Source organism: Kineosporia sp. A_224 (genome assembly GCF_002198655.1).
Taxonomy (GTDB): Bacteria; Actinomycetota; Actinomycetes; order Actinomycetales; family Kineosporiaceae; genus R-H-3.
On sequence record NZ_MWLN01000121.1, the window covers coordinates 14,591 to 37,419 of the forward strand.

Below are 22,829 nucleotides of genomic sequence, written 5' to 3' on the forward strand. Positions count from 1 at the left end.
TTGCACGCCGGACGGGCGGGGGAGCGCGGCGGAGGGGTCGATAGACTCGGCCCCTGGACCGGTGAGCCCGCCGGCACCCGTCGCCAGCACCCACCAGCAACCCAGGAGAGCCGTCGTGGCCCTTGTCGTGCAGAAGTACGGAGGATCCTCCGTCGCGGACGCCGACGGCATCAAGCGCGTCGCCCGCCGCGTCGTCGACACGAAGAAGGCCGGCAACGACGTCGTCGTCATCGTCTCCGCGATGGGCGACACGACGGACGACCTGCTCGACCTCGCCGGCCAGGTGACGCCGACGCCGCCGCCGCGCGAGCTCGACATGCTCCTCACGGCGGGCGAGCGGATGAGCGCCGCCCTGCTCGCGATGGCGACCATGCAGCTCGGCGTCCAGGCCCGGTCGTTCACCGGCAGCCAGGCCGGCGTCATCACGACCGAGCAGCACGGCGACGCGCGGATCATCGACATCACCCCGAGCCGGATCACCTCCGCGCTCGCCGAGGGCGACATCGCGATCATCGCCGGCTTCCAGGGCGTGAGCCAGTCCACGAAGGACATCACGACGCTCGGCCGCGGCGCCTCCGACACGACCGCCGTCGCGCTCGCCGCGGCGATGGGCGCTGACGTCTGCGAGATCTACACCGACGTCGACGGCGTCTTCACCGCCGACCCGCGGATCGTGCCGACGGCCCGCAAGATCGACGCGATCTCCTACGAGGAGATGCTCGAGATGGCCGCGTCCGGCGCGAAGGTGCTGCACCTGCGCTGCGTCGAGTACGCCCGCCGGTACGGCGTTACGGTGCACGTCCGGTCGTCGTTCAGCACGAAAACCGGTACCTGGGTGACGGCCGACCCCGGCACGCTGGCCGCGGCGAAGCGGTCCACGAACTCCGGCGTCCGTGGCGCCGACGAGCAGGGAGAGCAGATGGAGCAGGCGATCATCTCGGGCGTCGCGCACGACCGCAGCGAGGCCAAGATCACCGTCGTCGGGGTGCCCGACAAGCCGGGCAAGGCGGCGGCGATCTTCGAGGCCCTCGCGGCCGCCGAGATCAACCTGGACATGATCGTGCAGAACGTGTCCGCGGCCGCCACCGGCCTCACGGACGTGTCGTTCACGCTGCCGAAGACGGACGGCAAGACGGCGATCAAGGCGCTCGAGAAGGCCAAGGCCGACGTCGGCTTCGACTCGCTGCAGTACGACGACCAGATCGGCAAGGTCTCGCTCATCGGGGCCGGCATGCGCAGCCACCCCGGCGTCTCGGCCCGCTTCTTCGCGGCGCTCGCGGCGACCGGCGTGAACATCGAGATGATCAGCACGTCGGAGATCCGGATCTCCGTCGTGACCCGTGCGGAGGACGTCGACACGGCCGTGCGCGCCGTCCACACCGCGTTCGGACTCGACAGCGAGCAGGTCGAGGCCGTCGTCTACGGAGGGACCGGTCGATGACCGACCAGCAGCAGACCAGCCGGCAGGCCAGCCGGATCGAGGGCCGCAAGCCCACGCTCGCCGTCGTCGGCGCCACGGGCGCCGTCGGCACCGTGATGCTCGGGATCCTGTCGACGCGCGAGGACGTCTGGGGCGAGATCCGTCTCGTCGCGTCGGCCCGCTCGGCGGGCAAGCGGCTCACGGTGCGCGGCGAGGAGGTCGAGGTCGTCGCCCTGGCGCCCGAGGTCTTCGACGGCGTCGACGTCGCGATGTTCGACGTGCCCGACGAGATCTCCGCCGAGTGGGGGCCGGTCGCGGCGTCCCGCGGCGCGGTCGTCGTCGACAACTCGGGCGCCTTCCGGATGGACCCGGACGTGCCGCTCGTCGTCCCCGAGGTCAACCCGGCCGCGATCCGCAACCGGCCCAAGGGGATCATCAGCAACCCGAACTGCACGACGCTGACGATGATGGACGCCCTCGGCGCCCTGCACTCGCAGTGGGGCCTCACCGAGCTCGTCGTCGCGTCGTACCAGGCGGCGTCCGGGGCCGGCCAGCCCGGCGTCGACCGGCTCCACGACGAGCTCGAGGTCGTCGCCGCGGACCGCTCGCTCGGCTCCGCGACGGGCGACGTCCGGCAGGCGATCGCCGACAAGCTCGGCGACGGCCCCTCGCCGTTCCCCGCGCCGCTGGCGATGAACGTCGTCCCGTGGGCGGGCTCGCTCAAGGACGGCGGCTGGAGCAGCGAGGAGCTCAAGGTCCGCAACGAGTCCCGCAAGATCCTCGGGATCCCGGACCTGCGGGTCTCCGCGACGTGCGTCCGGGTGCCGGTCGTGACGACCCACTCGCTCGCCGTCCACGCGACGTTCCAGAAGCCGATCAGCGTCGACGACGCGCGCCGCGCGCTCGTCGAGGCGCCGAGCGTCGTCGTCGTCGACGACCCGGCGAACGCCGAGTTCCCGACCCCGGCGGACGTCGTCGGCTCGGACCCGACGTTCGTCGGCCGGATCCGCCAGGCGCTCGACTTCCCGAACACGCTCGACCTGTTCGTGTGCGGCGACAACCTCCGCAAGGGGGCGGCGCTCAACACCGCGCAGATCGCCGAGCTCGTCGCGGCCGAGCTCACGGGCCGCGGCCCGGCGGACCTCGACGACAACGGGGCCGACGAGGCCTGACCGTTCTGCGACAACGCCTTCGCGGGCCGGTACCCCTGGCGGGGTGCCGGCCCGCGGTGCGTCCGGGGCGGGTCAGGGCTCGAGAGAGGCGCAGGTCGCGACGACGGGGATGTGCGCGGGGTGCCCGACCAGCAGGGGGTGGGCCGGGTCGGGCGAGCCGTCGTGGCCGGCGGCGGGCCGCACGATCCGCACGGCGGACAGCCCGGCCTCCACCGCCCCCTGGCAGTATCGGGCCTGGTCGTCGAGCATCACCGCACGCTCCGCGGGGACGTCGAGCGCCGCGAGCGCCGCGAGCGCGTGGGCGTAGATCGCCGGGGCCGGCTTGGCGGCGCGTAGCTCGCACGACAGGACGAGGACGTCGACGAGCCGGTCGAGGCCCAGGTCGGCGAGCAGCGGGCGGGTGTCCTCGGCGCAGTTGCTGACGAAGGCCGTCGGTGTCCCGGCGGCGCGCAGCCGGTGCAGGAAGTCGACGGCGTCCTTGTGCATCGTGCAGTGCTCCCGCATGAGCGCCGGGTACGCCGCGAGGAGGCTCTCGGCGAGCCCGTCGGCCGGATCGACCCCGCAGCGCCGAAGGATCCTCGGGACGGCGTCCGCCATCCCGGTCGGCGAGACCATCGCGCCGCCGTCCTCGGCCCGGGACGCCGCCATGAAGCGCAGCGGGTCGACGCCGACCCGCCGGGCACCCTCCCGGACGACGGCGCCGAAGTCGACGCTGAGCACGGTGTCGTAGACGTCGACCAACCAGGCGCGCGGGTGCTCCACGAGGCGACCCTAGCCCGCGGCGTGGCGGGCGGCCACCGGCTCTTGAACATGTTCAGGAGTGCGGCTACCTTCGTCCTGAACACGTTCAACTGAACACGTTCAAACGGAGGAGGGGCCATGACGGGTCCTGGGAGAGCGGTCGCGACGGTCTACGTCGGGGTGGTCGCAGTGCTGGCCGCGGCGTCGTTCCACGACCCCGGCCAGGTGCTCACCTGGTTCCCCGAGGGCGTCATGCTCCTGCTCCTGCTGCCGGCGCTCGTGCCCCTGCTCCCGGTCGTCTACGTCCTCGGCGCGTCGGTCTGGGACCTCGCGCAGACCGGGGCGGACCGCCCGATGTGGCCGGTCACGACGCTGTTCGTCCTGCTCTTCGCGGGGGTCGCCGTCGCGAACGTCCTGCTCGTCCGGTGGCTCGGGGCCTGGTCGTCCCGCGGCCGGCGCGTCGCAGGCAGTACCGGGCGCCCCGCCGGGGTGCCCGTCGTCACGAGGCCCGGGCCATCGGCGCCGGGCGGGGGAGGTCTGTCATGAGCCCGGTCGTCTGGGCGTACCTCGGGTACGCCGTCATCGGGGTGGCGCTCGTCGTGTGGGTCGCCCGGACCCTCCAGCGGTACGGGGAGGTGTTCCTCCTCGACGTCTTCGACGGGCACGAGGACCTGGCCAGGGCGGTCAACCGACTCCTCGTCATCGGGTTCTACCTGCTCAACCTCGGGTACGTGGCGTTCGCCCTGCGGACGTCGGACGGCATCGGCACCGCGCGGTCCGCCGTCGAGCTGCTGTCGACGAAGGTGGGCGGCGTGCTGCTCGTGCTCGGGGCGCTCCACCTCGGCAACGTCCTCGTGCTCTCCCGGGTGCGCCGCCGCCGGCTCGCCGAGCGCAACCCGGTCCCGCCGGTCCCGCCGGCGGCGTGGACGCCGGTCCCCGGGTATCCCGGTCCGGGCATGCCGGGTGGCCCCGGGCCGGTCGCTCGTCCGGCCTGACCTGCTCTGTGCCGACCTGTCCCGCGGACTGCCGGCGAAATCCTCAACCATTGGTAGCCAGTCATGAGCGGGGTGTAACAATGCAGATCGCTGCAGCGATGGAAGGGGCGTCCCCGACAGGGATGTCCAGCTCCGGGGTGGCTCCCGGGGCGCAGCCGGTGCCGTCGGCCCCGGGAGCGGAGGGGGCTCTCGGGTCCGCGGTGCCGGCCGCACGCTGGCTGACCGTCCTGTACGACGACGGCTGCCCGCTGTGCCGCTGGGTCCGGGGCTGGCTGGAGCGCCGGGAGCTGCTCGTCCCGCTCGTCTTCGTCCCGATGCGCTCGGCCGAGGCCTGGCGCGCGTTCCCGTTCCTCGACCACGACCGGACCGCCCAGGAGGTCACCGTCGTCTCCGAGCGGGGCGAGGTCTGGACGGCGGAGTCCGCCTGGATCATGTGCCTGTGGGCCACGGCCCGGTTCCGTGGCCTGTCCGAGCGGCTCGCCGAGCCCGCCTGGCGCCCACGCGCGCGGGCCGTCGTCCTGTCGGTGGCGGCGATGACGACCCGGACCCCGCGCCCGCCGGACTGCGCGGGTGACGAGGCGGGCGCCTGCCGGATCGACCACGGGCCGTCCGGGCACCGTGCCCCCGTGCTCGAGGTGCGGCGGTGACCGCCGACCGTCGCTCCGCCGCGCGGACGGCTACCGTGAGCATCGTGCCGGAGGACCGCGTCACCCCCGAGGCCGCCGACGACGCCCCGGCCGGGTCGGCCACCGCCCGCGGCGACCAGACCCGGCAGCGGATCGTCGAGGCGGCCCTGCGGCTGTTCGAGGAGCGCGGCTACGAGCGGACGACGATGCGCGCCGTCGCGGCCGAGGCCGGGGTGAGCCTGGGCAGCGCCTACTACTACTTCGACTCCAAGGAGCACCTGGTCCAGGGCTTCTACGACCGGGTCCAGGTGCTGCACCGCGAGGAGGCGGAGGTCCGGCTCGCCGGGGCGACCGTCTTCGCCTACCGGCTCCTCGCGACGGTCGAGGCCTTCGTCGACGTCGCCCGGCCCTACCACCCGTTCGCGGGCAAGTTCTTCTCCGTCGCGTCCCAGCCGGAGAGCCCGCTGTCGCCGTTCAGCACGGAGAGCGCCGCGGCCCGGGACGCGTCCGTCGAGCTCATGGCCCAGGTCGTGCGCGGCAGCGACCTCAAGGCGGACGAGCGCCTCATGGCCGAGCTCCCCGAGCTGCTGTGGCTGGCGCACATGGGGCTCGTGCTCTTCTGGGTGCACGACCGCAGCGAGAACCAGCGCCGCACCGTCGACCTCGCGCGCCGCGCCGTCCCCCTCGTAGACCGGCTCGTCCGGCTCTCCCGGCTGCGGCCGCTGCGGCCCGTCGTCCACGAGGTGCTCGACCTCGCGCAGGACCTACGCCGTACCGCCTGACCGCCCGCCCGGGCCCTGCGCCGGCCCGAGCGTCCACCCGCGCCACTCGACGGGCGGTGCGGGCCAGCGGGGGTCGGGCCGCCAGCCCGGCCACGGGCGGAAGCCGACCGGCGGCACCGGCCAGCCGGGTGGCGGAGCCCACGTCCAGGCCCTGCCCCGGACCGGGCCGAACGGCGGTCGCCCCGCGGCCCGCAGCGCGAGCCCGAGCCCGATGAGCCCGGCGAGGACGACGCCGTAGAACAGACCGGGGAACCGGTCCAGGACGGTCGGCGTGTACGTCACGCCGACCCCGCCGGCCTCCACGGCCCTCGACACGGACCGGCGCAGCAGGACGGCCGGAAGGATCTCCAGCACGAGGACGGCGGCGCACAGCCAGACGACCCAGAAGCCGACGTGCGCGCGTGCTGCCGGGGTCATCCGCCACCGGCGCCCGTCGAAGCGACGCTGACCGTCGACCGACCGGACCGGCCAGAACAGCGCGCCGTCGTGCACCCAGTCCTGGCCGGAGGGGTCGGGGACCAGGGTGACCGTGGGCCGGGCGGCGACGGCCCCTGCCGACCCGCCGGGTCGCCGTCCGGCCGCGGAGCCCCGCGCGACCGGGACGGCGTCCCGGACCGACCAGCCCCGCCACCCGGGCGGCGGCGTGGGCCAGCCGGGGTCTGGCGCCCAGCCCGGCGGCGGCGTCCAGCCCGCGTCGGCCGCCGGCCAGGTGGCGGGTGCGCTCCAGACCCACTCGAGGCCGCCGCGACGGGTCCGTGGCGTGCGGGTCCGCCAGCTGATCCAGGCACCGAGCGGCCAGAGGACGGCGCCCGTCGGGACGCTGGCCCAGAAGGCGGAGATGACCCAGACGGACCACCACGGGGCCGGCGGGGTACCGCCCATGCCGGCCTCGTACACCGAGAGGAAGCCCACGACGAGCAGCACCGGCGACAGGACCAGGCTGACGATGCCGATCCCGACGAGCACGCGGCCCAGCACCCGCTCGGACCTGCTGTGCAGGAACGGTCGCGCACCGTCCGGGGACCGCTGAGGCCACCAGACACCGGCGCCGTCGACCCAGAGGTCGTCGTCCGGCGGGGCTGTCGCCGCGCCGGCGCCGCTGTCCGTGCCCGTCGCCATACCGGGAGGCTAGGCGGCCGCGGTCACGGCGCGGTCGCGCCGTGATCACGAAGGTGCCGTCAGCCCGCCGCGAGCATCGCGGCGATCCGTTCGGCGACGACGATCGTCGGGATGTTCGTGTTGGCCCGCGGGACGGTCGGCATCGCCGACGCGTCGGCCACGACGAGCCGCTCCAGGCCGTGCACGCGGCCGCGCTCGTCGCACACCGACGTCGCCGGGTCGGCGCCCATCCGTGCGGTGCCCACCGGGTGGTAGTAGTGCTGGACGTCGCGGCGCAGCGCGGCGTCGCCGAGGTCCCGCGGGCCCTCGCTGACGAGGGCACCGCTCAGGGCCGGTTGGTCCAGCAGCGTCTCGGCGAGGCGCAGACCGTCACGCAGCACCGCGAGGTCGTGCCCGTCGGCGTCCGTCAGGTAGCCGTGGTCGATCCGGGGCGCCACCAGGGGATCCGGGCCGACGACGTGCAGGCGGCCGCGGCTGCGCGGGGTCATGCACGCGACCTCGACGAGGGCGCGTCCCTGGGTCAGCTGGGTCTGGGTCGACGCGCAGACCGGGAACACGTGCAGGTCGTAGACCCCGTCGGCGGCCAGCGACGACCGGGCCTTGCCGAGCGTCTGCTCCTCGGGGACGAACCCGGCCCGGGCCGCCTCGTCGAGCCAGTCGCGCATCGCCGGGCCGAGCGCGCGCCCCGCGTTGACCATCGGGTGGTCGTGCAGGTGCCGGCCGACCGCCGGGAGATCGTGCCTCGGTGCGATGCCGGCGGCGCGCAGGTCCGCCGGGTCACCGATGCCGGAGCGCTGCAGGATCGCCGGGGTGCCGTACACGCCGCCGGCCAGGACCGCGGTCTGCGCGCTCACCCGGACCGCCTCGCCGCCCCGACGGGCGTGGACGGCGACGTGCGAGGGCGAGACGTCGAGCCGGTCGACGAGCGTCTCGTCGAGGATCCGCAGGCTGCTGCCGGAGCGCACCGGGTCCAGGTAGGCGAAGGCCGTGTTCCACCGGACCCCGTCGGCGACGTTCACGGTCTCGAGCCCGAAGCCGTCGCCCGCGTCCAGGTCGCACAGGTCGCCGGCGAACGTCGCGGCGTCCACCGGCCAGCCGGCGCTGACCGCAGCCTCCAGGCAGCGGGCGTGGAACGGGCCGGCCTCCTGGCGGGTGTAGGTGCGCACACGCATCCGGTCCAGGACGGCGGCGAAGGTCGGGCGCAGCGCATCGGTGCGCCACAGGGGCAGCCCCCAGGCGTCGTAGTCCGACCGGTGACCGACCGCGGCGATCGCACCGTTGTGGGCCGAGCAGCCGCCGATGATCCGCGCCCGCTCGAACGTCCACGGTGCCCTGCCCGGGACGGGGCCGGACCCGTAGCCCCAGTCGTGCGTGGTCGCGAGCATGGCCGCACCGAGGATCTCGGCCGGCCAGCGGCCCCCGGACAGGGGCCCGTAGTCCGGGCCCGCCTCGACCAGGACGACGTCCACGCCCTGCTCGGCCAGCCGGGCCGCCACGACGGCCCCCGCGCTGCCGCCGCCCAGCACGACGACGTCGGTGTCGACGTCCGGGTCGTCCGGGGACGTGGCCGGTCCGCTGCTCATCCCTGGACCGTAGCGCGGCCGGGCGGTGTCCCGGCCGCGGCGGCCGCATCAGGTCGGCGGCAGGTACCGTGCCGCGAAGTCGAGCTCGACGCGCGTCTGCCGGACCCGCTCGTCGTCGACGAGCGAGCCGTGGCCCGCGTCGTACCGGTAGACCTCGTGCGTGACCCCGCGCTCCTGCAGCGCCGCGACGTAGTTCTCGATCTGCCGGATCGGGCAGCGCGGGTCGTTCTCGCCCGCGAGGACCAGCACCGGTGCGCGGACGGCGTCCACGTAGGTCAGCGGGCTGGAGTGCCGGTACTTCTCCGGTACCTCGTCGGGCGAGCCGCCGAAGAGGCTGCGGTCGAAGGCCTTGAGGCCCTCCATCTCGTCCTCGTACGCGGCGACGTAGTCGGCCACCGGCACGCCCGCGAGCCCGAGCGCCCAGCGGTCCGGGTAGAGCCCGAGGCCGAGCAGGGTGAGGTAGCCGCCCCAGGACGCCCCGGCGAGGACGACGCGCGCCCCGTCGGCGACCCCGGTGGCGACGAGGTGGTCCCGGACGGCGACGACGTCCTCGAGCTCGACGTGCCCGACCTCGGCGTCGAGGGCGTCCCGCCAGGCGGAGCCGTAGCCGGTCGAGCCGCGGTAGTTCACCTGGACGATCGCGTAGCCGTGGTCCACCCAGGCGCTCGCGTACGCCCGGAACGCGTCCGCGTCGTGGTGCGTCGGGCCGCCGTGGACCTCGACGACGAGCGGGAGCGGCCCGGGCAGCGGCGTGCCGTCGTCCGCCGCGGGGCGGCGCAGCAGGGCGTGGATCCGGCCGCCGTTGCCCTCGACCCAGACGTCCTCGACGGGGACGGACGGTGGGGCGGGGTCGCCGGGGGCGGTGATCACCGGGAAGCCCGCGAGGTCCCGGACGCCGGGCGGCTCCGCGGCCGACGACCAGGTGCTCCAGACGTCCTCGTCGGGCCGGACCGTCGCCGAACCGACGCTGCCGTCGGGCCGCCCGATCGGCAGCGGCTCCAGCGGGCCGCCGGTGTCGAGCGGGGCGAGGTCGACGCGGTAGAGCCGGGTACGCGCCTCGTGGTCCATCGCGACGAGCAGGGCGGAGCCGTCCGGGAACCAGTCCGCGCCCGAGACGTCGCCGGCCAGGCCGAGGTCGAGCGGGGTCTGCGTGCCGGTCGCGACGTCCCAGACGAGCAGCTCGGCGCGGCCGCGGCGCTCGTGGCCGAGCAGCAGCCGGGTGTCGCCGGCCACGGGGGCGAAGGCCTCGACGTCGAGCCCCTTGCCCTCGCCGTCCCAGAGCTCGGCGACGGTCTCGCCGAACGTGTCACCGTCGACCCGGACGACGCGGACGGCCGGGTGCCGCGAGTCGCCGTGCTCGCTGTGGACGATCGCGACGAGGGTGCCGTCCTCGCTGAGGTCGCCGACCCCGGCGTCCTCGGCGTGCTCGTAGAGCAGCCGCGCCGGCTCGCCCGGGCGGATGACGTGGATCCGGGTGCCGTAGTCGTCGTCCCCGCTGCCGACGACGCGGAGCCCGCCGCGGCCGATCGCCAGGCCCGCGGAGTAGGCGGCGGGCAGCCCGGTGGCGTCCTCGACGTCCTCGCCCGGCGCGCTGCCGAACCGCTGCCGGCGCCAGACCCCGAACTCGTCACCGGCGGCGTCGTCGAACCACCAGACCGCCGAGCCGTCCGGCTCGATCGCCGCGTGGACGGTGCCCTCCTTGCGGCTCGTGAGCTGGGTGAGCGTGCCGCTCGACCGGTCCCAGGAGTGCACCTCGACGACGCCGCCGGACGTCGCGACGACGGCGCAGCGGTCGGGGGCGTCGTCCGCCCAGTCCGGCAGCCCGACCCGCGGCGCACGGAAGCGGCGCTCCCACGCGGGGAGCCAGGAACCGGGCTGCGGCGGGGACGCCGGGGTCTCGGACATGGGCCAGATCCTGCCGCACCGGGCCCCGGTGCGCGCAGGCGGCACCGTTCGGCCGGAGGGTGACCTTCGTACTCCTCCCCGGGGGCTACTCGTCGGTAGCGTCGAGTCGTCCTGCGACGCCGGGACCGGACGGAGGCCAGCGATGACGCACAGGCTGCAGTCGGCCCGTCGGCGGCTCAACGGGCACGACCTGCACTACGTCCATGCCGGGGAGGGTCCGCCGATCGTCTTCCTGCACGGCGTGCTCGGCTCCACCCGGGTCTGGGCCCGGCTCGCCGCGGAGATGTCGCAGGACCACTTCGTCCTCGCGCCGGACCTGTTCGGCCACGGGATGTCCGCCAAGCCTGCCGGCGACTACTCCCTCGCCGGCCACGCAGCCGTCGTCCGGGACCTGCTCGACAGCCTCGGGCTGGCTCAGGTCACCCTCGTCGGCCACTCCCTGGGCGGGGGCATCGCCCTGGAGTTCACCTACCTGTTCCCGGACCGGGTCGACCGGCTCGTGCTCGTCGCCAGCGGCGGGCTCGGCCGGGAGGTCAACGTGCTGCTGCGGGCGCCCACGCTGCCGGGCGCCGAGCTCGTGCTGCCGCTCGTGGCGTCCGGGTTCGCCCGGCGGCAGGGCGACAAGCTGGCCCGGGCGCTCGCGTTCGTCGGGGTCAAGGGGAGCACGGACGTCGCGGAGGCCTGGCACGGCTTCGAGCAGCTGGCGGACGGCGACGGGCGGCGCGCGTTCCTCGCGACGATCCGGGCGGTGGTCGGCTATGACGGCCAGCGGCTGTCCGCGGCGGAGCTGCTGCCCCGGCTGCACGTGCCAACGCTCGTGGTGTGGGGCGACAAGGACCGGATGATCCCGCTGTCGCACGCGCAGGACGCCGTGGCGCTCATGCCGGACGCGCGGCTCGTCGTCCTGGAGAACGCCGGGCACTTCCCCCACCTGGACCAGCCGGAGCGGTTCGTGGAGGCGGTCCGGGAGTTCGTCGGCCGGGTGGACGACCGTCCGGCCGAGGACCGCCGGGCGGACGCGGGGTGAGTCCGCCCGGAGGCGGAGACGCTGTTCATTGAATGGTCAATGATGCTCATCTGGTGAACAGTTGCCGTCCGCCAAACGGCGAGGGTCCGGTCGCGACGGGGGGCTGCGACCGGACCCTCTACGTCGGAGCCGCACGGGGGGAACAGCTCCGACGTCGTTGAGGATCGTATGTGCGCGAACGACGTCGGCGCCGCCACTTTCCCCTAAATTGCACTCGCCCGGGGGTAGATCCGACGCACGGTGCATCCATTGCTGCGCAACGTGATTCAGCAGGCGAACCAGTTGGTCGGTCGGGTGTCGGTCGGGTCCGCCGTTCGGGTGATGCCCCGGCCCCTGCCCGGCTCTGTCCGTCGCGGCCGGCGCCCCGGCCGGAACGTGGACGGCGTCGTCGCGACCGGTCCCGCGTCGTCGTGCCGCGCCACCGGAGACGATCTCGTGCGCCAGGGGCGGGGCGTGCGGGTGTCGGGGAGGTGCCCCGGGTGGCCGCGGGACGGCGCCCCCCAATTCGGGGGGTTTCGGTGTGGTCCGGAAGGGTTTCAGGCTGTGCAGTGATCATGCACAGGCCGTGCGACCTCGTGACCGGTCGACGCCTGGCCCCACCGCCGATGACGGAGGCAGCCCATGAGCGAGGACGACGGTCGGTCGACGCTGGAGGAGCGCGAGCTCCTGCTGGCCGATGTGAAGGAGCTCCCGGACGAGGACGCAGAGGAGGAGCGGGACGAAGAGCTGGATCTGGGGCTCAACGACGTCCAGGACCCGGAGACGCTCGACATCGAGCCTGTCGCGGACGCCGTCGTGCTCGACACGCACCCGGACCCCGCCCCGCCGGAGGACTCCCGCAACGCCGACGAGGAGGTCCTCGCATGAGCCGGCGCGTGTCGCTCGCCGACGTCCGCGCCGTCGTCAGGGGTGAGTACGACCTGAAGGTCCGCGAGACCGCCGGGCGGCCCAACCACGTGAAGTACAACACCTGGTACTACGGCGGGCAGGTCGAGGGCGACCAGTACATGTGGTGCGCCGTCTTCCTCGTCTGGTGCTTCCGGCGTGCGAAGGTCGGGGCGGACCTCATGCCCACGACGGCGTCCGTGTCCCACCTCAGGGACTGGTTCGACGAGCGGCGGCGGCTGTTCGCTGCGCCTCTGCCCGGGGACATCTTCATCCAGAAGGGCCCCGGCGTCAGCCACACCGGGTTCGTCGACAAGGTCCTCGACGGGCACAAGATCCAGACGCTCGAGGGCAACTACGGCAACAAGGTCTCGAAGGTCCTCCGCCGCTGGGGACCGGGGACCACCATCACCCAGTTCTGCCGTCCGAAGTACCACGAGATGCGGACGTCGTCCCCCGGCCGGGCACCGGAGGGCGGCTACACCTCGGTCCGCAGGACCCGGCCGTTGGTGCTCCCGGCCGGACGCTTCGTCACCGTCCAGTTCGACCGGGCCTCGGCCAACACCGGCCGCTGGTGGACAGCCCCCGACGGGCACCGGAACGGCTACAACCTCGTCACCGGCAGCGCGCTCTTCGCCGGGGACATCAGCATCGAGATCGACGACCTGCCCCCGGGGGCGGAGATCCAGTACCGGTTCGTCGAGACCGACCCGGACAAGGGCTACCGGGTGTCGAAGAAGCACCCGATCTCCGAGCTGTCCGAGGTGGTCGGCGGTACGCACGGTCATGCGACGACGGTCTCGCGCCTCGACGAGCGGCAGCACCTGTGGGTCCAGGTGAAGTCCAGCAAGGCCGTGACGGTGGGGGGCGTCGGGGCGAAGGTGATCGCCTTCCCGGACGTCTGACCTCGGGGGGTGACAGGAGCCGTCGCGTCCGGGTCCTGATGCGTCGTCGCATTGTCGGGGTGACAGGACCCGTCGCGCCCGGGTCCTGCTCCTTCGTCGCAGGTCCCGGGCGCTCCTCCCGGCATCCCGTCATGAAACGCCGATGGCCTGGTCCTTCGGACCAGGCCATCGGCGTTTCACATGGTCGGGGTGACAGGATTTGAACCTGCGACCTCTTCGTCCCGAACTCTCGGCGCGCAGGTCGTCTGCGACCGGCGGCGCCGCGCGACAGACGGTGGAGGAGGCTGGCGATCACGTCCGGGCGTGACGGTTGCTGTACTCGGCTGCTGTATCGGCGCGCTACGTGAGCGGCGAGGTCGGGTCACGAGGCGGGGCGTGCGAGATGTTCGTGGATCTCGGCCTCGGCGATCCTCCCCGGCGGCCGTGGCGCTACAGACGTAGTCGAACCGGGTGCCGGTATCCAGGTCTCGCACGCTGCCGGCAAAGCCGTATACGTCCTGCGGCCCTGACGCGTAGGACGGCGGCACGCTACTACCGGTTGCCGAGGGTGCCGGGGGCCGGGGCCGGCGAGCTGCACATGGTGATGGACAACTACGCCGCTCACAAGCACCCGAAGATCAAGGCCTGGCTTGCCACCACCTCCCGGACCGCGACCTTGAGGCTGTCCGAACGTTCTCGCTGGACACCCCTGGTCACCGCCGCGCTGGAGCGACTCGCTGCCCTCGCCGCCATCGCCACCGGCCCCGCACCCAGCGGATAGGCAATCACACCAACAGATCCCAGCGATCCAGGGCAGAGCTACCGGCAGTGGAAACCGGCGCCACCGAGACGAATCGGCCGCCCTGTCACACCCCGATGCCAGGATCGCTCTCCACAAGGGTTGACACCGCAAGACCATGATCACCAGGAGACTCATGCAAGATCGAGGCTAGGCAGATGCCTCCGGTCTGCGAGGCCATTGACAAGGTGATCAACGAATGCGATTGTCCATCAGGCTTGAGCGAGCGTAGTGACTCCGAGTCAGCGGTCGTCGAAAGCAGAGCCACAAGGGCACCCGTGCGGAGCGCCCACACAGGAGGCGCCATGATCACCAGAAGTCTGTCGGCAAGACCACTCCTGGCAGCGGTCCTCACCCTCGGGTTGGTGTTTGCACTCAGTCAGGCAACCCCCGCTCGGGCCAACTATTTTGGGCCATCCGGTTGCTGTGCCTACGCCGACAATGGCAACCACGGCTTCAATCAGGCGACAATGGTCGCCTACAATTCCACTGCGATGGACTATGTAAGAGGCGTGTACGCCAATGAGACCAACATGACCACATTCTACGACGCGACAGAAGACCCGTCCACGGATGTCGTTGCGTACGATCAATACTATACGACCTACTGGGGTCTCGATTGGGACGGATCTAGCACCGGACGCAACATACTGGCTTGGACAAAATGCATCGATCATACCCTGGGCGGCGAGTGTGACAGGAGCGAGAGTCGCTACGATCTCGCAGATACGGATGGAATGACGACGGCCCAGCGTCGTTGGATTGCCCTACATGAGACAGGCCACTCTGTTGGATTGGATCACTCAGGGATCGTGGACTCCATGATGCAGACCAATTGCGTGTGCAGCATTATTCACATCAACGCCCACGACAAGACCCACATCAATTCAAGGTGGCCGTAGTGATGGGAACTGAACACACCCACGACAAGGGGATCAATCGGCCTGCGGTGCGGATTGCCATTGCCGCCGCCGTAGTTGTCGCTGCAATCTTGGCCACATGGCAGATATCCGTCGGGCAGCGCAGGCCTGCAACTTTCTGGCCTGCGCTTGCCTATACGACCGATTCAGCAGCCACGGGCATGATGATCTACTCCGACCTCGCAGAGATTGTGCCGGGAACGAAGAAGCCCGGGAAATTGCTACCAGCGGACGTGGTGATCCGTGGTCAAGTCGTCTCTATCGAGCCGGGAATTGGCTTTGCCTCTGATGGTGACTCTCTGGAGAGCCCGGTTGTGCCATTTGACAGCGACAAGGCCGTGACGCGTTGGGGACGACTCGTTGTCAAGGTCCAAAAGGTGATCTCGGGTACCCTTCCTGCCGGAACGACGACTGTGAAGATATCTTGGGAGGTACCGCGGGGAACCAGTATTGAGGACGTGAATGCAGCCGCAAGCACTGCAGGATCCGGCATTTTCTTTCTGAGTCCAGCAGTGGAGCGCCTGAAGCGTACAGGTAAGCCCGTGGCGGATAGTTCGTACTATTCGAGTGTTTACCTCCTTGTTGGTTCCGCCGCGTTCATCCAGACACCATCTGAGCCTGGCATAGTTTCACCGGTCCTTGCGGATTCTGATCGGGAGACGCTACTGAAGGGCGCTGTGACCGTCGACGAAGTTGAGCGCCGCATCGTGAGTCTGGGGTAGGGATTCTCACTGTCTGGCCGTATTGAAGCCAATGAAGTCGCCGGGGGCCGTCAGGTTCGCTTGGTGACTTCATTTGGGAGGAATGCAGTTCTGGACCCGCTCCGTCGTGGATTTGGCGATGCTACCGGAGTTGTCCAGCGTCGGTTCCGTGCTCGTGAGTTGATGCGCCTCTTCATGGGAGGGAGCTTTGGCCCGCGCTGTTTTCAATCAGATCTCGTGCCATGCGCTGCACCTGTTCTTGAAGCGGCTCTGATGATGCCGAGTTGTCGAGCAGGAAGTGATTGCGCCGTGGTCTGGTGTCGAGACTGATGGTCTCGAGATACGTCGGCCAGTCGGCCAACTTGCTTGCGTCCCGTGCGGCGCCGCGCTGACGCATGTAGAAGTGCATCGTGTCTTCGTCACAGTAGATCCATGCGAAGGCGACTCGCGCGCCTCGGGCCTCCAGGCCGGCGACTGTGCGCGTCGTCCATGCCTCGTCGGTGAACTCTCGGATGAATGGCGCCGCGAGGATCGAGCTGTTGCCGCAGTCCGCGTTCTCTACGCCCGCGGCCATGAGTGCTTCGTACTCGCGGGGACGGATGCGCTCAAGGTAGGTCTCGGACTCGCGGTCGTGCGGCGAGTGCCCCGTGAGTTCTAGGGCGGCCTCGACGACCGGGCGCGTGAGGGTGTCCTTGTCGAGGATGGCCCAGCCTGTGAGCCGAGACAGGATGCGGGCCGCCTCTGTCTTGCCGCTGCCGGGGAAGCCACCGATAAGCAGGACGGTGGGCCGCTCTGCGCGTGCGTGCCGGCGCTGTGCGCTCTCGGGGTAGTTGACGACCCGGTTCGAACGGGACTTTGAGACGACCAGGCCCTCGTCGACGAGGATCTGCATGGCTTCGTTGATCGTGTAGTCGCTGACGCCCCACTCGGAGGCGAGCGTGCGCGAGGGCGGGAGCACCTCGCCGTCCCGCAGGGTGCCGGCCTGGATCTGCATGCGCAGTGTGCGCGCGATCTGATCCTTCTTCGTCTCGCGCCTCGCGGACGAGTCCTGACTCATCGCCTGTGCCTCTCACCTGGTTGTTTGGCAGCAAGCAGACCCTAGCAGCGTGCTAGGCGCGTGAGGCCTGTCAGGCGTGAGAATGACTGATTCCGACCAATCAGTTGACTGGTGGATCTAGCAGGTGCTAGGTTTCACCCATCGCAAGTGATCGCTTCTTCGGGGCGGTCGCCGCGAACGTCCCACAGCGCGCTGACCTGGGGAAACGCGCCTGGTGACGTCTCGTCGGCGTCCCGGAGGTCCCCATCAGAACGCGGCGCGGCCCCGGTGATCTCACCCACCGAGGCCGCTGTGAGCCGCACCCAACGGAGGGAAGCAACTCATGAACAGGATGCACCTGGTCCGGCTCGAATCCGAGCCGACCGATGCCGACCTGCGGGAGATCGACGCGGAGTGGCCGCTGATCGCGGCCGAGCTCGATGTGGTGGACGCCGAGGCAGCCCTGGTCCGGGCGCCCGGTGATGTGACGGCCCGCCGGTTGGCGAAGGCCAAGCGGAACCTGCGCGCGGTGCTCGTCGAGCGGCGTGCTGCTGGCTCGTCGGTTGACGGGTTCGGGGGTGCGGCGTGAGCGGCCGGGCGGAGGACATGCTCCGGGTAGTCGATCACGGGTTCGGGGCGCACTCGCGTCGTCCGGCCGAGTGCCGGACGTGTCGTCGGCCGCAGGCGGTGCACGAGCGGACCGAGAGCGGCTGGCTCGTCGACCCGGCCCGGGTCGCTGAGCCGGTTGAGCACGCCCGGACCGCGGCCGAGGCCGTGCGGGCACTGAACCACGTGACGCTCCCCGGCGGGCGCCTCACCAAGGTGTCGGACCTGGACACCGTGGTGACCGAGATCGGGCTGTTGCTGTCTCGGCTGCCGCAGGCGCTGCGGCAGTGCGCCGCCGTCCTCGACGAGCAGGCGACCGCCGGGCGGGTCGCCGACGACTCCGGCCGTGACGTCGTCGAGGTCGTGGCTGCGGTGCGGGACCTGTTGGGGCTGGCTGACCTGGCCGCACAGGACGCGGCTGGTCAGGTCCGCGCGGCTGGGCAGCACACCGCCCGCCTCTTCCGGGTGGCCGGGGCGTCGGAGGTGGCTCGGTGAACGGCCGGCGGTCGCGTCGGTTGAGCACCGACGCCCACACCGAGGGATGGGAACGTCGGCCGGCCGGCCACCCGGACGGCACCGACGCCGCCGGGTTGCCGTGGGGGTTCGTGGGACGGGTCGCAGTCAAGCAGTCCTGGCGTGAGGTCGCCTGGCCGCTGGCCGCGGTCGCAGCGCCCTCGTCGGTGGCGCTGGCCGTGTTCTGGGCTACAGGGTCGCCGGGCGCGATGGTCTGGACCGGGACCGCCCTCGGGGTCGTCGCCCTCGTCGCCGACCACCACCGTCGCCCGACCCGGGGCGGCGCCCCGATGCTCGAGGTCGGCCCCGTCGACCCGGCTGGGCCGGTCAGTGTCGTGTCTGCTGCGCGGTGGGGGTGGTCGTGCCCGGTCTGCGGCAACGACTCGGTGCCCGTCTCGTCCGAGGAGGAGGCCGGCGACCTGGCGGGCACGCATGACTGGCTGCACCACAGCGGCCGGGAGACGGCCTGGCTGTGGACCGACCCGACCACCACGACGGGGCGCCGGGCGTCGTCGAGGAACGCCGCGTGAGCGCCGCCCTGACCGGCCGACCGGTCGCCGGCCCCGCCGCAACTGCTGCCCCTGCCCGGGGCGTTCGCGAGAGGGACACCATGCTCACCGACACGCTCGACAGCACCGCCGCCCCGCACGTCGGGCCGGTCGTCCGGGGCCGGTCGTGGCCGTTGCTGCTGCTGGCCGCGCCGGCGTTCGTTGCGATCTGGTCCGGCTGGGTCGGGCTGGGTGACCTGACCGGGTTCGGGGTGGTCCACCCGCTGCCCGGGATCGCAGACGGCTTCACCCTGAACACGGCGATCACCCTCCCGATCGGGGTCGAGACCTACGCCGCGTACGCGCTGAAGGTCTGGCTGTCGGTCGGGGTCCCGGCCCGGGCGCGGACGTTCGCCCGCTGGTCCGCTCTCGGTTCGCTCGTCCTCGGGGCGGCCGGTCAGGTCGCCTACCACCTGATGTCCGCCACCGGCGTCACCCAAGCGCCATGGCAGATCACCGCCGCGGTCGCCTGCCTGCCGGTCGCTGTCCTCGGGATGGGCGCCGCCCTTGCCCACCTCGTCCACACCACGGACCCCGACGCGTCGCGGGTCGTCGAGGTCACCGCCGCAGTTGTCGAGCCGGCCGCCGGGGTCGTCGAGACGACCCAGCCGGAATCGACCCCCGCGGCCCGGTCGTCGTCGACTGCGCCGGTACTCAGGTCGTCGAGGTCGCGCGGGTCGTCGAGCCCGTCCGGGTCGTCGAGTGACACCGGTACGCGGGTGGCGCGCCTGCGGGCGCAGCACCCGGACCTGTCCACGGCCGAGATCGCCCGCCGACTCGGGGTCACGGACCGCACGGTCCGCCGGCACCTGGCCGCCGGCGCCGCGCCTGCCCCGGTAGGGCGGCCGGACGGCGTCTCGGACGGCCAAGGCACCGCGCGGGTCCAGTCGGGGGTGGCGGCGTGACCGCGCACCCGTCGAGCCCTGTCCCTGCGCCCCGCAACCCACACGAGCCGCACGACGCCGACGAGAGGACACCGGACATGGACGCCGACCTCACCACCACCCCGGACACGGACACTGTGACCGGGCCGGACACGGACAGGACGTCCGGACCGGACATGGCTGCGGGTACGGACACCTCGCCGGACACGCTCGACGACCTGGACGCGGACACGGGTGCGGACATGACGTCCGCGGGGTCGCGCGGCCGGACCGGCCGGGATGTGCCGTCCGTGGTGCCGGGGTGGCTGCGTGATCGGGAGGCCGTCACGGGCCTGGTCCGGGAGAAGGTGCACCGCACCGCGCGGCTGTCCGTGTTCCACGCGGTGCGGGTGCCGCTGTACTGGCTGCGGGTCGCGCAGTGGTCCCCGCGGGGCCTGGCCCGCGGCACGCGCGCGGTCTACGACTGGGTCACCGACACCCGCAGCCGGGCCGTGCTGCGGTCGCTGGCCGGACTGTCGTCGATCGGGGCGCAGGAGGGCACGGCGTACCGGAACGTTCAGGAGGCGTGGCGGGAGCGGGTCCGGCTCCGGCTCATCGTGTCCGGCGTCGCCGGCCTCGTCCTGTCCGCGGCCGTGGCGGTCGGGGTGATGTCCGCGACGACCCAGGTCAGGGCGCTCGTCGCCCTCGTGCTGGTGTCCGTGCTCGGGTGGGCCGGGCGCCCGGACGGCGCCGCCCCGGTCGTGTCCGCGGCCGGGAACGCGGCCGGAACCCCGCGCCTGGACACCGCGCTGATCGCGTCCGCGCTGGACGCCCTCGGGATCGCCGCCCTGACCCGGGGCCTGAAGGAGGAGGGCCTGACCGCGGTGTCGCCGATCCACCGGGACGGCCCGGGGTGGCGGGTCGACCTCGACCTGCCACGGGGTGTCCCGGCGGGTGACGTCATCGAGCGCCGCGACCGGCTCGCCGCCGGCCTGCGCCGCCCGCTGGCGTGTGTGTGGCCGGACGCCGACCCCGACGCCCACGAGGCCCGCCTGCGGCTGTGGGTGGGGGACCGGCCGCTGTCCAAGGCCAAGCCCAAGCCCTGGCCGCTCGCGCAGCGGGGAGCGGTGGATCTGTTCGCGCCGTTCCCGATCGGCACCGACCCCCGGGGTCGGGCCGTCACTTTGACGCTGATGTTCGCGTCCATGCTCGTCGGTGCGGTGCCGCGGATGGGTAAGACGTTCACGCTGCGGCTGTTCCTGCTCGCCGCCGCCCTCGATGTCCGGGCCGAGCTGCACGTGTACGACCTCAAGGGCGGCGCCGACCTGCGCCCCCTCGGCACGGTCGCGCACCGGTTCCGGATCGGTGACGACACCGAGGACCTGGCCTACCTCGCCGCCGACATCGCCGACGTCAAGGCCGACATGACCCGCCGCTACAAGACCATCCGGTCCCTGCCGGAGAAGATCTGCCCCGAAGGCAAGGTCACCCCCACGCTCGCGGCGCAGAAGCGGTTCGGGCTGCACCCCGTCGTCGTGGCGATCGACGAGTGCCAGATCGGGTTCGAGGACCCCGAGTACGGCAAGCAGATCGAGGCCGACATCACCGACCTGGTCAAGCGCGGCCCCGCCGTCGGGATCATCGTGCTGCTCGCCACCCAGCGCCCCGACGCCAAGTCCATCCCCACCGGCATCTCCGCGAACGCCGTCCTGCGGTTCTGCCTCAAAGTCATGGGCCACACCGCCAACGACCTCGTCCTCGGGACCGGCGCCTACAAGGCTGGCATCCGAGCCACCATGTTCGCCCGCTCCGACCGCGGCACCGGCTACCTCATCGGCGAGGGCGACGAGCCGGCCATCGTGCAGACGTCGTACGTGGACGCCACCACCGCCAAGACGGTGGCCGCCCGGGCCCGGGCCGCGCGGCTGGCCGCCGGCACCCTCACGGGGTACGCCGCCGACCTGGACGCCACCCCCGACGTCGACGACGCCCCGACCCTGCTCGACGACCTCGCCGCCGTCATGAACCCCGCCGAGCCCAAGGTCTGGAGTGAGGACCTGATCGCCCGGCTCGTCGACCTTCGCCCCGCCACGTACACCGGGTGGACGCCGGCCGACCTCGGCAACAACGCCGCCGCCTACGGCATCCGCACCGTCCAGATCGGCCGCCGCGACAGCGCGGGGAAGGTCATCAACCGGCGAGGCCTGGCCCTGCCGGACGTCCTGTCGGCCCAGCGCGACCGGACCACCGAGCACGCCCAGGACGTCGAGCCGGGGTCGACGGAGAGTGACCAGGACAAGGCCGCCTAGCCGCCGCGCTCGGGGGACTGGTCGGGGTCGAAACGGGGGGTAAGACCCCGACCAGCCGGCCCGAACGCTACACGACGAAGTGTCAACGTCCGGGCCCGATGCCCGGCACCGCCCGCTAACGCTAGCGACCCCGCTAGCACCCCCCGCTAACGCCACCCCACCAGCGCTAACACCCCGTCAGGGGCCATCTGCTAGCGGCCCGCGGACAGCCCTCTGCAAGCACAAACCCGCAGGTCAGCGAACCGGCGAGTATCCCGCCCGACCACTGCTAACACCCCGCTCCTTCGACCGTGCGCCGACCGCCACGGGCTCCATCCCGCACACCCACAACACCCGTAGCGCCGCCCGTCCTGCCTGCCCCAAGAGATCACTGACTGTCACGGAGGAAGACCCGATGAGCACCCCCGACCCGACCTCGGACCCGTACGACGAGGCCGTCCGTGTCGCCCTCGCTCACGCCGGGCGCGGCTGGCACGTGTTCCCCCTCGTCCCGGGACACAAGCGGCCCGCGGTCACCCGCTGGCAGGAACGGGCCACCCTCGACCCCGCCCGGATCGAGCGCTGCTGGTCCAGCCGCACCGCCGCCGGCCCGTACGGGGTCGGCATAGCGACCGGCCCCTCCAGGCTCGTCGTCGTCGACCTCGACACCCCCAAGCCCAACACCGTCCTGCCCGACCCGTGGCGGACGCCCGGAGTCGTCGACGGCGCCGACGTCCTCGCCGCCCTGGCCGACCGCGCCGGCCACCCCGACCCCGCCGCCCTCGGTACCTACTCGGTCCTCACCCCGTCGGGTGGGACGCACTTGTACTTCGCTGCCCCCGGCCAAGCCCCACTCCTCGATGAGCCGGCCGCCCGACCGCTCGGCAACACCGCCGGCGTTCTCGGCCCGCTCGTCGACACCCGCGCGGCCGGTGGCTACGTCGTCGCCCCACCCACCCGACTCGACCCCGGCACTCGGCACGGCAGCGACGACCGGGGCGAGAGCCGAGCGCGGTACATCGTCGAGGACCAGGCCTCGCCCGTCCTGCCGCTACCGGGCTGGCTCGTCGCGCGGCTACGGCCCGACCCGCTGCCCGCAGCGGCGTCGGTCGTGGTGCGGCTCGCCGCACCGCTCTCCGCAGGCCCCGACGACCGGGCCGCCCGGTACGTGCGGGCCGCCCTGGATCGGACCCTGTCCGCCGTCCTCGAGGCGGCCCCCGGCACCCGCAATCGGACCTTGTTCGGTGCCGCCGTGTCCCTCGGCCGGCTCGTCGCCGGCGAGGCCCTCGACGAGGCCGAGACACGCGCAGCGCTCATCACCGCCGGGACCGCCATCGGCCTCGACCAGCGCGAAGCCACCGCCACCGTCCGCTCCGGCCTCAGGACCGGAGCCCACCACCCCCGCACCATCCCCAC

Annotated in this window: 23 protein-coding genes and 1 pseudogene; 19 read left to right on the top strand and 5 right to left on the bottom strand. The window is 72.3% G+C overall.

What is annotated here, in order from left to right:
• Window positions 1-115: 115 nt before the first annotated feature.
• Both EDJALFJO_RS10945 and EDJALFJO_RS10950 read left to right on the top strand, forming a co-directional pair.
• Window positions 116-1,441 carry an aspartate kinase gene (locus EDJALFJO_RS10945; protein ID WP_088285079.1) on the top strand — a complete coding sequence of 442 codons (1,326 nt, stop codon included), beginning with the start codon at window positions 116-118 and terminating at the stop codon, window positions 1,439-1,441.
• The gene (locus EDJALFJO_RS10950) at window positions 1,438-2,592 is read left to right on the top strand and encodes an aspartate-semialdehyde dehydrogenase (protein ID WP_198950198.1); all 1,155 of its coding nucleotides are present in this window, start codon (window positions 1,438-1,440) and stop codon (window positions 2,590-2,592) included. The genes EDJALFJO_RS10945 and EDJALFJO_RS10950 overlap by 4 nt, the downstream gene beginning before the upstream one ends.
• A 72-nt stretch (window positions 2,593-2,664) precedes the next feature.
• On the opposite strand, the gene EDJALFJO_RS10955 is transcribed toward EDJALFJO_RS10950, so the two are convergent.
• Complete coding sequence (locus tag EDJALFJO_RS10955) at window positions 2,665-3,354, bottom strand: HAD family hydrolase (RefSeq protein WP_088285081.1); 690 nt, start codon at window positions 3,352-3,354, stop codon at window positions 2,665-2,667.
• Between the two features lie 117 nt (window positions 3,355-3,471).
• Here EDJALFJO_RS10955 and EDJALFJO_RS10960 point away from each other — a divergent pair, with 117 nt between their 5' ends.
• From EDJALFJO_RS10960 to EDJALFJO_RS10975, 4 genes are all read left to right on the top strand, one after another.
• Window positions 3,472-3,879, top strand: coding sequence for a hypothetical protein (locus tag EDJALFJO_RS10960; protein ID WP_088285083.1), 408 nt, complete (start codon window positions 3,472-3,474; stop codon window positions 3,877-3,879).
• Window positions 3,876-4,328: a hypothetical protein gene (locus EDJALFJO_RS10965; protein ID WP_088285085.1), complete on the top strand. Its 453-nt coding sequence runs from the start codon at window positions 3,876-3,878 to the stop codon at window positions 4,326-4,328. The genes EDJALFJO_RS10960 and EDJALFJO_RS10965 overlap by 4 nt, the downstream gene beginning before the upstream one ends.
• Before the next feature lie 122 nt (window positions 4,329-4,450).
• Entirely contained in the window at window positions 4,451-4,975 is a 525-nt protein-coding gene (locus EDJALFJO_RS10970) for a thiol-disulfide oxidoreductase DCC family protein (protein ID WP_158220390.1), read from the top strand.
• Between the two features lie 44 nt (window positions 4,976-5,019).
• Complete coding sequence (locus tag EDJALFJO_RS10975) at window positions 5,020-5,736, top strand: TetR/AcrR family transcriptional regulator (RefSeq protein ID WP_088285121.1); 717 nt, start codon at window positions 5,020-5,022, stop codon at window positions 5,734-5,736.
• Here EDJALFJO_RS10975 and EDJALFJO_RS10980 read toward each other — a convergent pair.
• The 3 genes from EDJALFJO_RS10980 to EDJALFJO_RS10990 are packed head-to-tail and all read right to left on the bottom strand — an operon-like array spanning window position 5,719 to window position 10,343.
• Entirely contained in the window at window positions 5,719-6,855 is a 1,137-nt protein-coding gene (locus tag EDJALFJO_RS10980; RefSeq protein ID WP_088285089.1) for a hypothetical protein, read from the bottom strand. The genes EDJALFJO_RS10975 and EDJALFJO_RS10980 overlap by 18 nt on opposite strands.
• A 59-nt stretch (window positions 6,856-6,914) precedes the next feature.
• A complete protein-coding gene (locus EDJALFJO_RS10985; RefSeq protein WP_088285091.1) occupies window positions 6,915-8,438 on the bottom strand; it encodes a GMC family oxidoreductase in 1,524 nt (507 codons plus the stop codon).
• 48 nt (window positions 8,439-8,486) lie between these two features.
• Window positions 8,487-10,343 (bottom strand): prolyl oligopeptidase family serine peptidase, encoded by a 1,857-nt coding sequence (locus EDJALFJO_RS10990; protein ID WP_088285093.1) that lies wholly within the window; start codon window positions 10,341-10,343, stop codon window positions 8,487-8,489.
• A 142-nt stretch (window positions 10,344-10,485) separates the two neighbouring features.
• Here EDJALFJO_RS10990 and EDJALFJO_RS10995 point away from each other — a divergent pair, with 142 nt between their 5' ends.
• The 6 genes from EDJALFJO_RS10995 to EDJALFJO_RS33425 all read left to right on the top strand — a co-directional run bounded on the left by EDJALFJO_RS10995 (window position 10,486) and on the right by EDJALFJO_RS33425 (window position 15,580).
• A complete protein-coding gene (locus tag EDJALFJO_RS10995; RefSeq protein ID WP_088285095.1) occupies window positions 10,486-11,370 on the top strand; it encodes an alpha/beta fold hydrolase in 885 nt (294 codons plus the stop codon).
• A 621-nt stretch (window positions 11,371-11,991) separates the two neighbouring features.
• Window positions 11,992-12,237, top strand: coding sequence for a hypothetical protein (locus EDJALFJO_RS11000; protein ID WP_088285097.1), 246 nt, complete (start codon window positions 11,992-11,994; stop codon window positions 12,235-12,237).
• Complete coding sequence (locus tag EDJALFJO_RS11005; protein WP_088285099.1) at window positions 12,234-13,160, top strand: CHAP domain-containing protein; 927 nt, start codon at window positions 12,234-12,236, stop codon at window positions 13,158-13,160. The genes EDJALFJO_RS11000 and EDJALFJO_RS11005 overlap by 4 nt, the downstream gene beginning before the upstream one ends.
• Before the next feature lie 577 nt (window positions 13,161-13,737).
• Complete coding sequence (locus EDJALFJO_RS35505) at window positions 13,738-13,920, top strand: hypothetical protein (RefSeq protein WP_233149798.1); 183 nt, start codon at window positions 13,738-13,740, stop codon at window positions 13,918-13,920.
• 323 nt (window positions 13,921-14,243) lie between these two features.
• On the top strand, window positions 14,244-14,840 hold the full coding sequence (locus tag EDJALFJO_RS11015; RefSeq protein ID WP_158220391.1) for a matrixin family metalloprotease: 597 nt from the start codon (window positions 14,244-14,246) through the stop codon (window positions 14,838-14,840).
• Between the two features lie 2 nt (window positions 14,841-14,842).
• Window positions 14,843-15,580 (top strand): hypothetical protein, encoded by a 738-nt coding sequence (locus EDJALFJO_RS33425; protein ID WP_233149799.1) that lies wholly within the window; start codon window positions 14,843-14,845, stop codon window positions 15,578-15,580.
• A 172-nt stretch (window positions 15,581-15,752) separates the two neighbouring features.
• Here the strand turns inward: EDJALFJO_RS33425 and EDJALFJO_RS11020 are convergent, their stop codons facing one another.
• Window positions 15,753-16,616, bottom strand: coding sequence for a GntR family transcriptional regulator (locus EDJALFJO_RS11020; protein WP_088285105.1), 864 nt, complete (start codon window positions 16,614-16,616; stop codon window positions 15,753-15,755).
• A gap of 322 nt (window positions 16,617-16,938) precedes the next feature.
• Between EDJALFJO_RS11020 and EDJALFJO_RS11025 the strand changes: the two genes are divergently transcribed.
• From EDJALFJO_RS11025 to EDJALFJO_RS11050, 7 genes and pseudogenes are all read left to right on the top strand, one after another.
• Window positions 16,939-17,184 (top strand): DUF6284 family protein, encoded by a 246-nt coding sequence (locus EDJALFJO_RS11025; protein WP_088285107.1) that lies wholly within the window; start codon window positions 16,939-16,941, stop codon window positions 17,182-17,184.
• Between the two features lie 98 nt (window positions 17,185-17,282).
• Window positions 17,283-17,696: a hypothetical protein gene (locus EDJALFJO_RS11030; protein ID WP_143448488.1), complete on the top strand. Its 414-nt coding sequence runs from the start codon at window positions 17,283-17,285 to the stop codon at window positions 17,694-17,696.
• Between the two features lie 110 nt (window positions 17,697-17,806).
• Window positions 17,807-18,244 carry a hypothetical protein gene (locus tag EDJALFJO_RS11035; protein ID WP_143448489.1) on the top strand — a complete coding sequence of 146 codons (438 nt, stop codon included), beginning with the start codon at window positions 17,807-17,809 and terminating at the stop codon, window positions 18,242-18,244.
• 146 nt (window positions 18,245-18,390) lie between these two features.
• A pseudogene (locus tag EDJALFJO_RS36355) lies at window positions 18,391-18,795 on the top strand (ABC transporter permease); the annotation flags it as partial.
• 186 nt (window positions 18,796-18,981) lie between these two features.
• Window positions 18,982-19,167: a helix-turn-helix domain-containing protein gene (locus tag EDJALFJO_RS36360; RefSeq protein ID WP_369812517.1), complete on the top strand. Its 186-nt coding sequence runs from the start codon at window positions 18,982-18,984 to the stop codon at window positions 19,165-19,167.
• Between the two features lie 77 nt (window positions 19,168-19,244).
• Window positions 19,245-21,434, top strand: coding sequence for a cell division protein FtsK (locus EDJALFJO_RS11045; protein ID WP_088285113.1), 2,190 nt, complete (start codon window positions 19,245-19,247; stop codon window positions 21,432-21,434).
• A gap of 394 nt (window positions 21,435-21,828) precedes the next feature.
• A partial coding sequence (locus EDJALFJO_RS11050; protein ID WP_088285115.1) for a bifunctional DNA primase/polymerase occupies window positions 21,829-22,829 on the top strand: 1,001 nt, incomplete at its 3' end.

Coding starts and splice junctions, on each gene's coding strand:
- EDJALFJO_RS10950 (WP_198950198.1), top strand. CDS start 1,438: ATGACCGACCAGCAGCAGACCAGCCGGCAGGCCAGCCGGATCGAGGGC.
- EDJALFJO_RS10960 (WP_088285083.1), top strand. CDS start 3,472: ATGACGGGTCCTGGGAGAGCGGTCGCGACGGTCTACGTCGGGGTGGTC.
- EDJALFJO_RS10965 (WP_088285085.1), top strand. CDS start 3,876: ATGAGCCCGGTCGTCTGGGCGTACCTCGGGTACGCCGTCATCGGGGTG.
- EDJALFJO_RS10970 (WP_158220390.1), top strand. CDS start 4,451: ATGTCCAGCTCCGGGGTGGCTCCCGGGGCGCAGCCGGTGCCGTCGGCC.
- EDJALFJO_RS10980 (WP_088285089.1), bottom strand. CDS start 6,855: ATGGCGACGGGCACGGACAGCGGCGCCGGCGCGGCGACAGCCCCGCCG.
- EDJALFJO_RS10985 (WP_088285091.1), bottom strand. CDS start 8,438: ATGAGCAGCGGACCGGCCACGTCCCCGGACGACCCGGACGTCGACACC.
- EDJALFJO_RS10990 (WP_088285093.1), bottom strand. CDS start 10,343: ATGTCCGAGACCCCGGCGTCCCCGCCGCAGCCCGGTTCCTGGCTCCCC.
- EDJALFJO_RS10995 (WP_088285095.1), top strand. CDS start 10,486: ATGACGCACAGGCTGCAGTCGGCCCGTCGGCGGCTCAACGGGCACGAC.
- EDJALFJO_RS11000 (WP_088285097.1), top strand. CDS start 11,992: ATGAGCGAGGACGACGGTCGGTCGACGCTGGAGGAGCGCGAGCTCCTG.
- EDJALFJO_RS11005 (WP_088285099.1), top strand. CDS start 12,234: ATGAGCCGGCGCGTGTCGCTCGCCGACGTCCGCGCCGTCGTCAGGGGT.
- EDJALFJO_RS35505 (WP_233149798.1), top strand. CDS start 13,738: ATGGTGATGGACAACTACGCCGCTCACAAGCACCCGAAGATCAAGGCC.
- EDJALFJO_RS11015 (WP_158220391.1), top strand. CDS start 14,244: ATGATCACCAGAAGTCTGTCGGCAAGACCACTCCTGGCAGCGGTCCTC.
- EDJALFJO_RS33425 (WP_233149799.1), top strand. CDS start 14,843: ATGGGAACTGAACACACCCACGACAAGGGGATCAATCGGCCTGCGGTG.
- EDJALFJO_RS11020 (WP_088285105.1), bottom strand. CDS start 16,616: ATGAGTCAGGACTCGTCCGCGAGGCGCGAGACGAAGAAGGATCAGATC.
- EDJALFJO_RS11025 (WP_088285107.1), top strand. CDS start 16,939: ATGAACAGGATGCACCTGGTCCGGCTCGAATCCGAGCCGACCGATGCC.
- EDJALFJO_RS11045 (WP_088285113.1), top strand. CDS start 19,245: ATGGACGCCGACCTCACCACCACCCCGGACACGGACACTGTGACCGGG.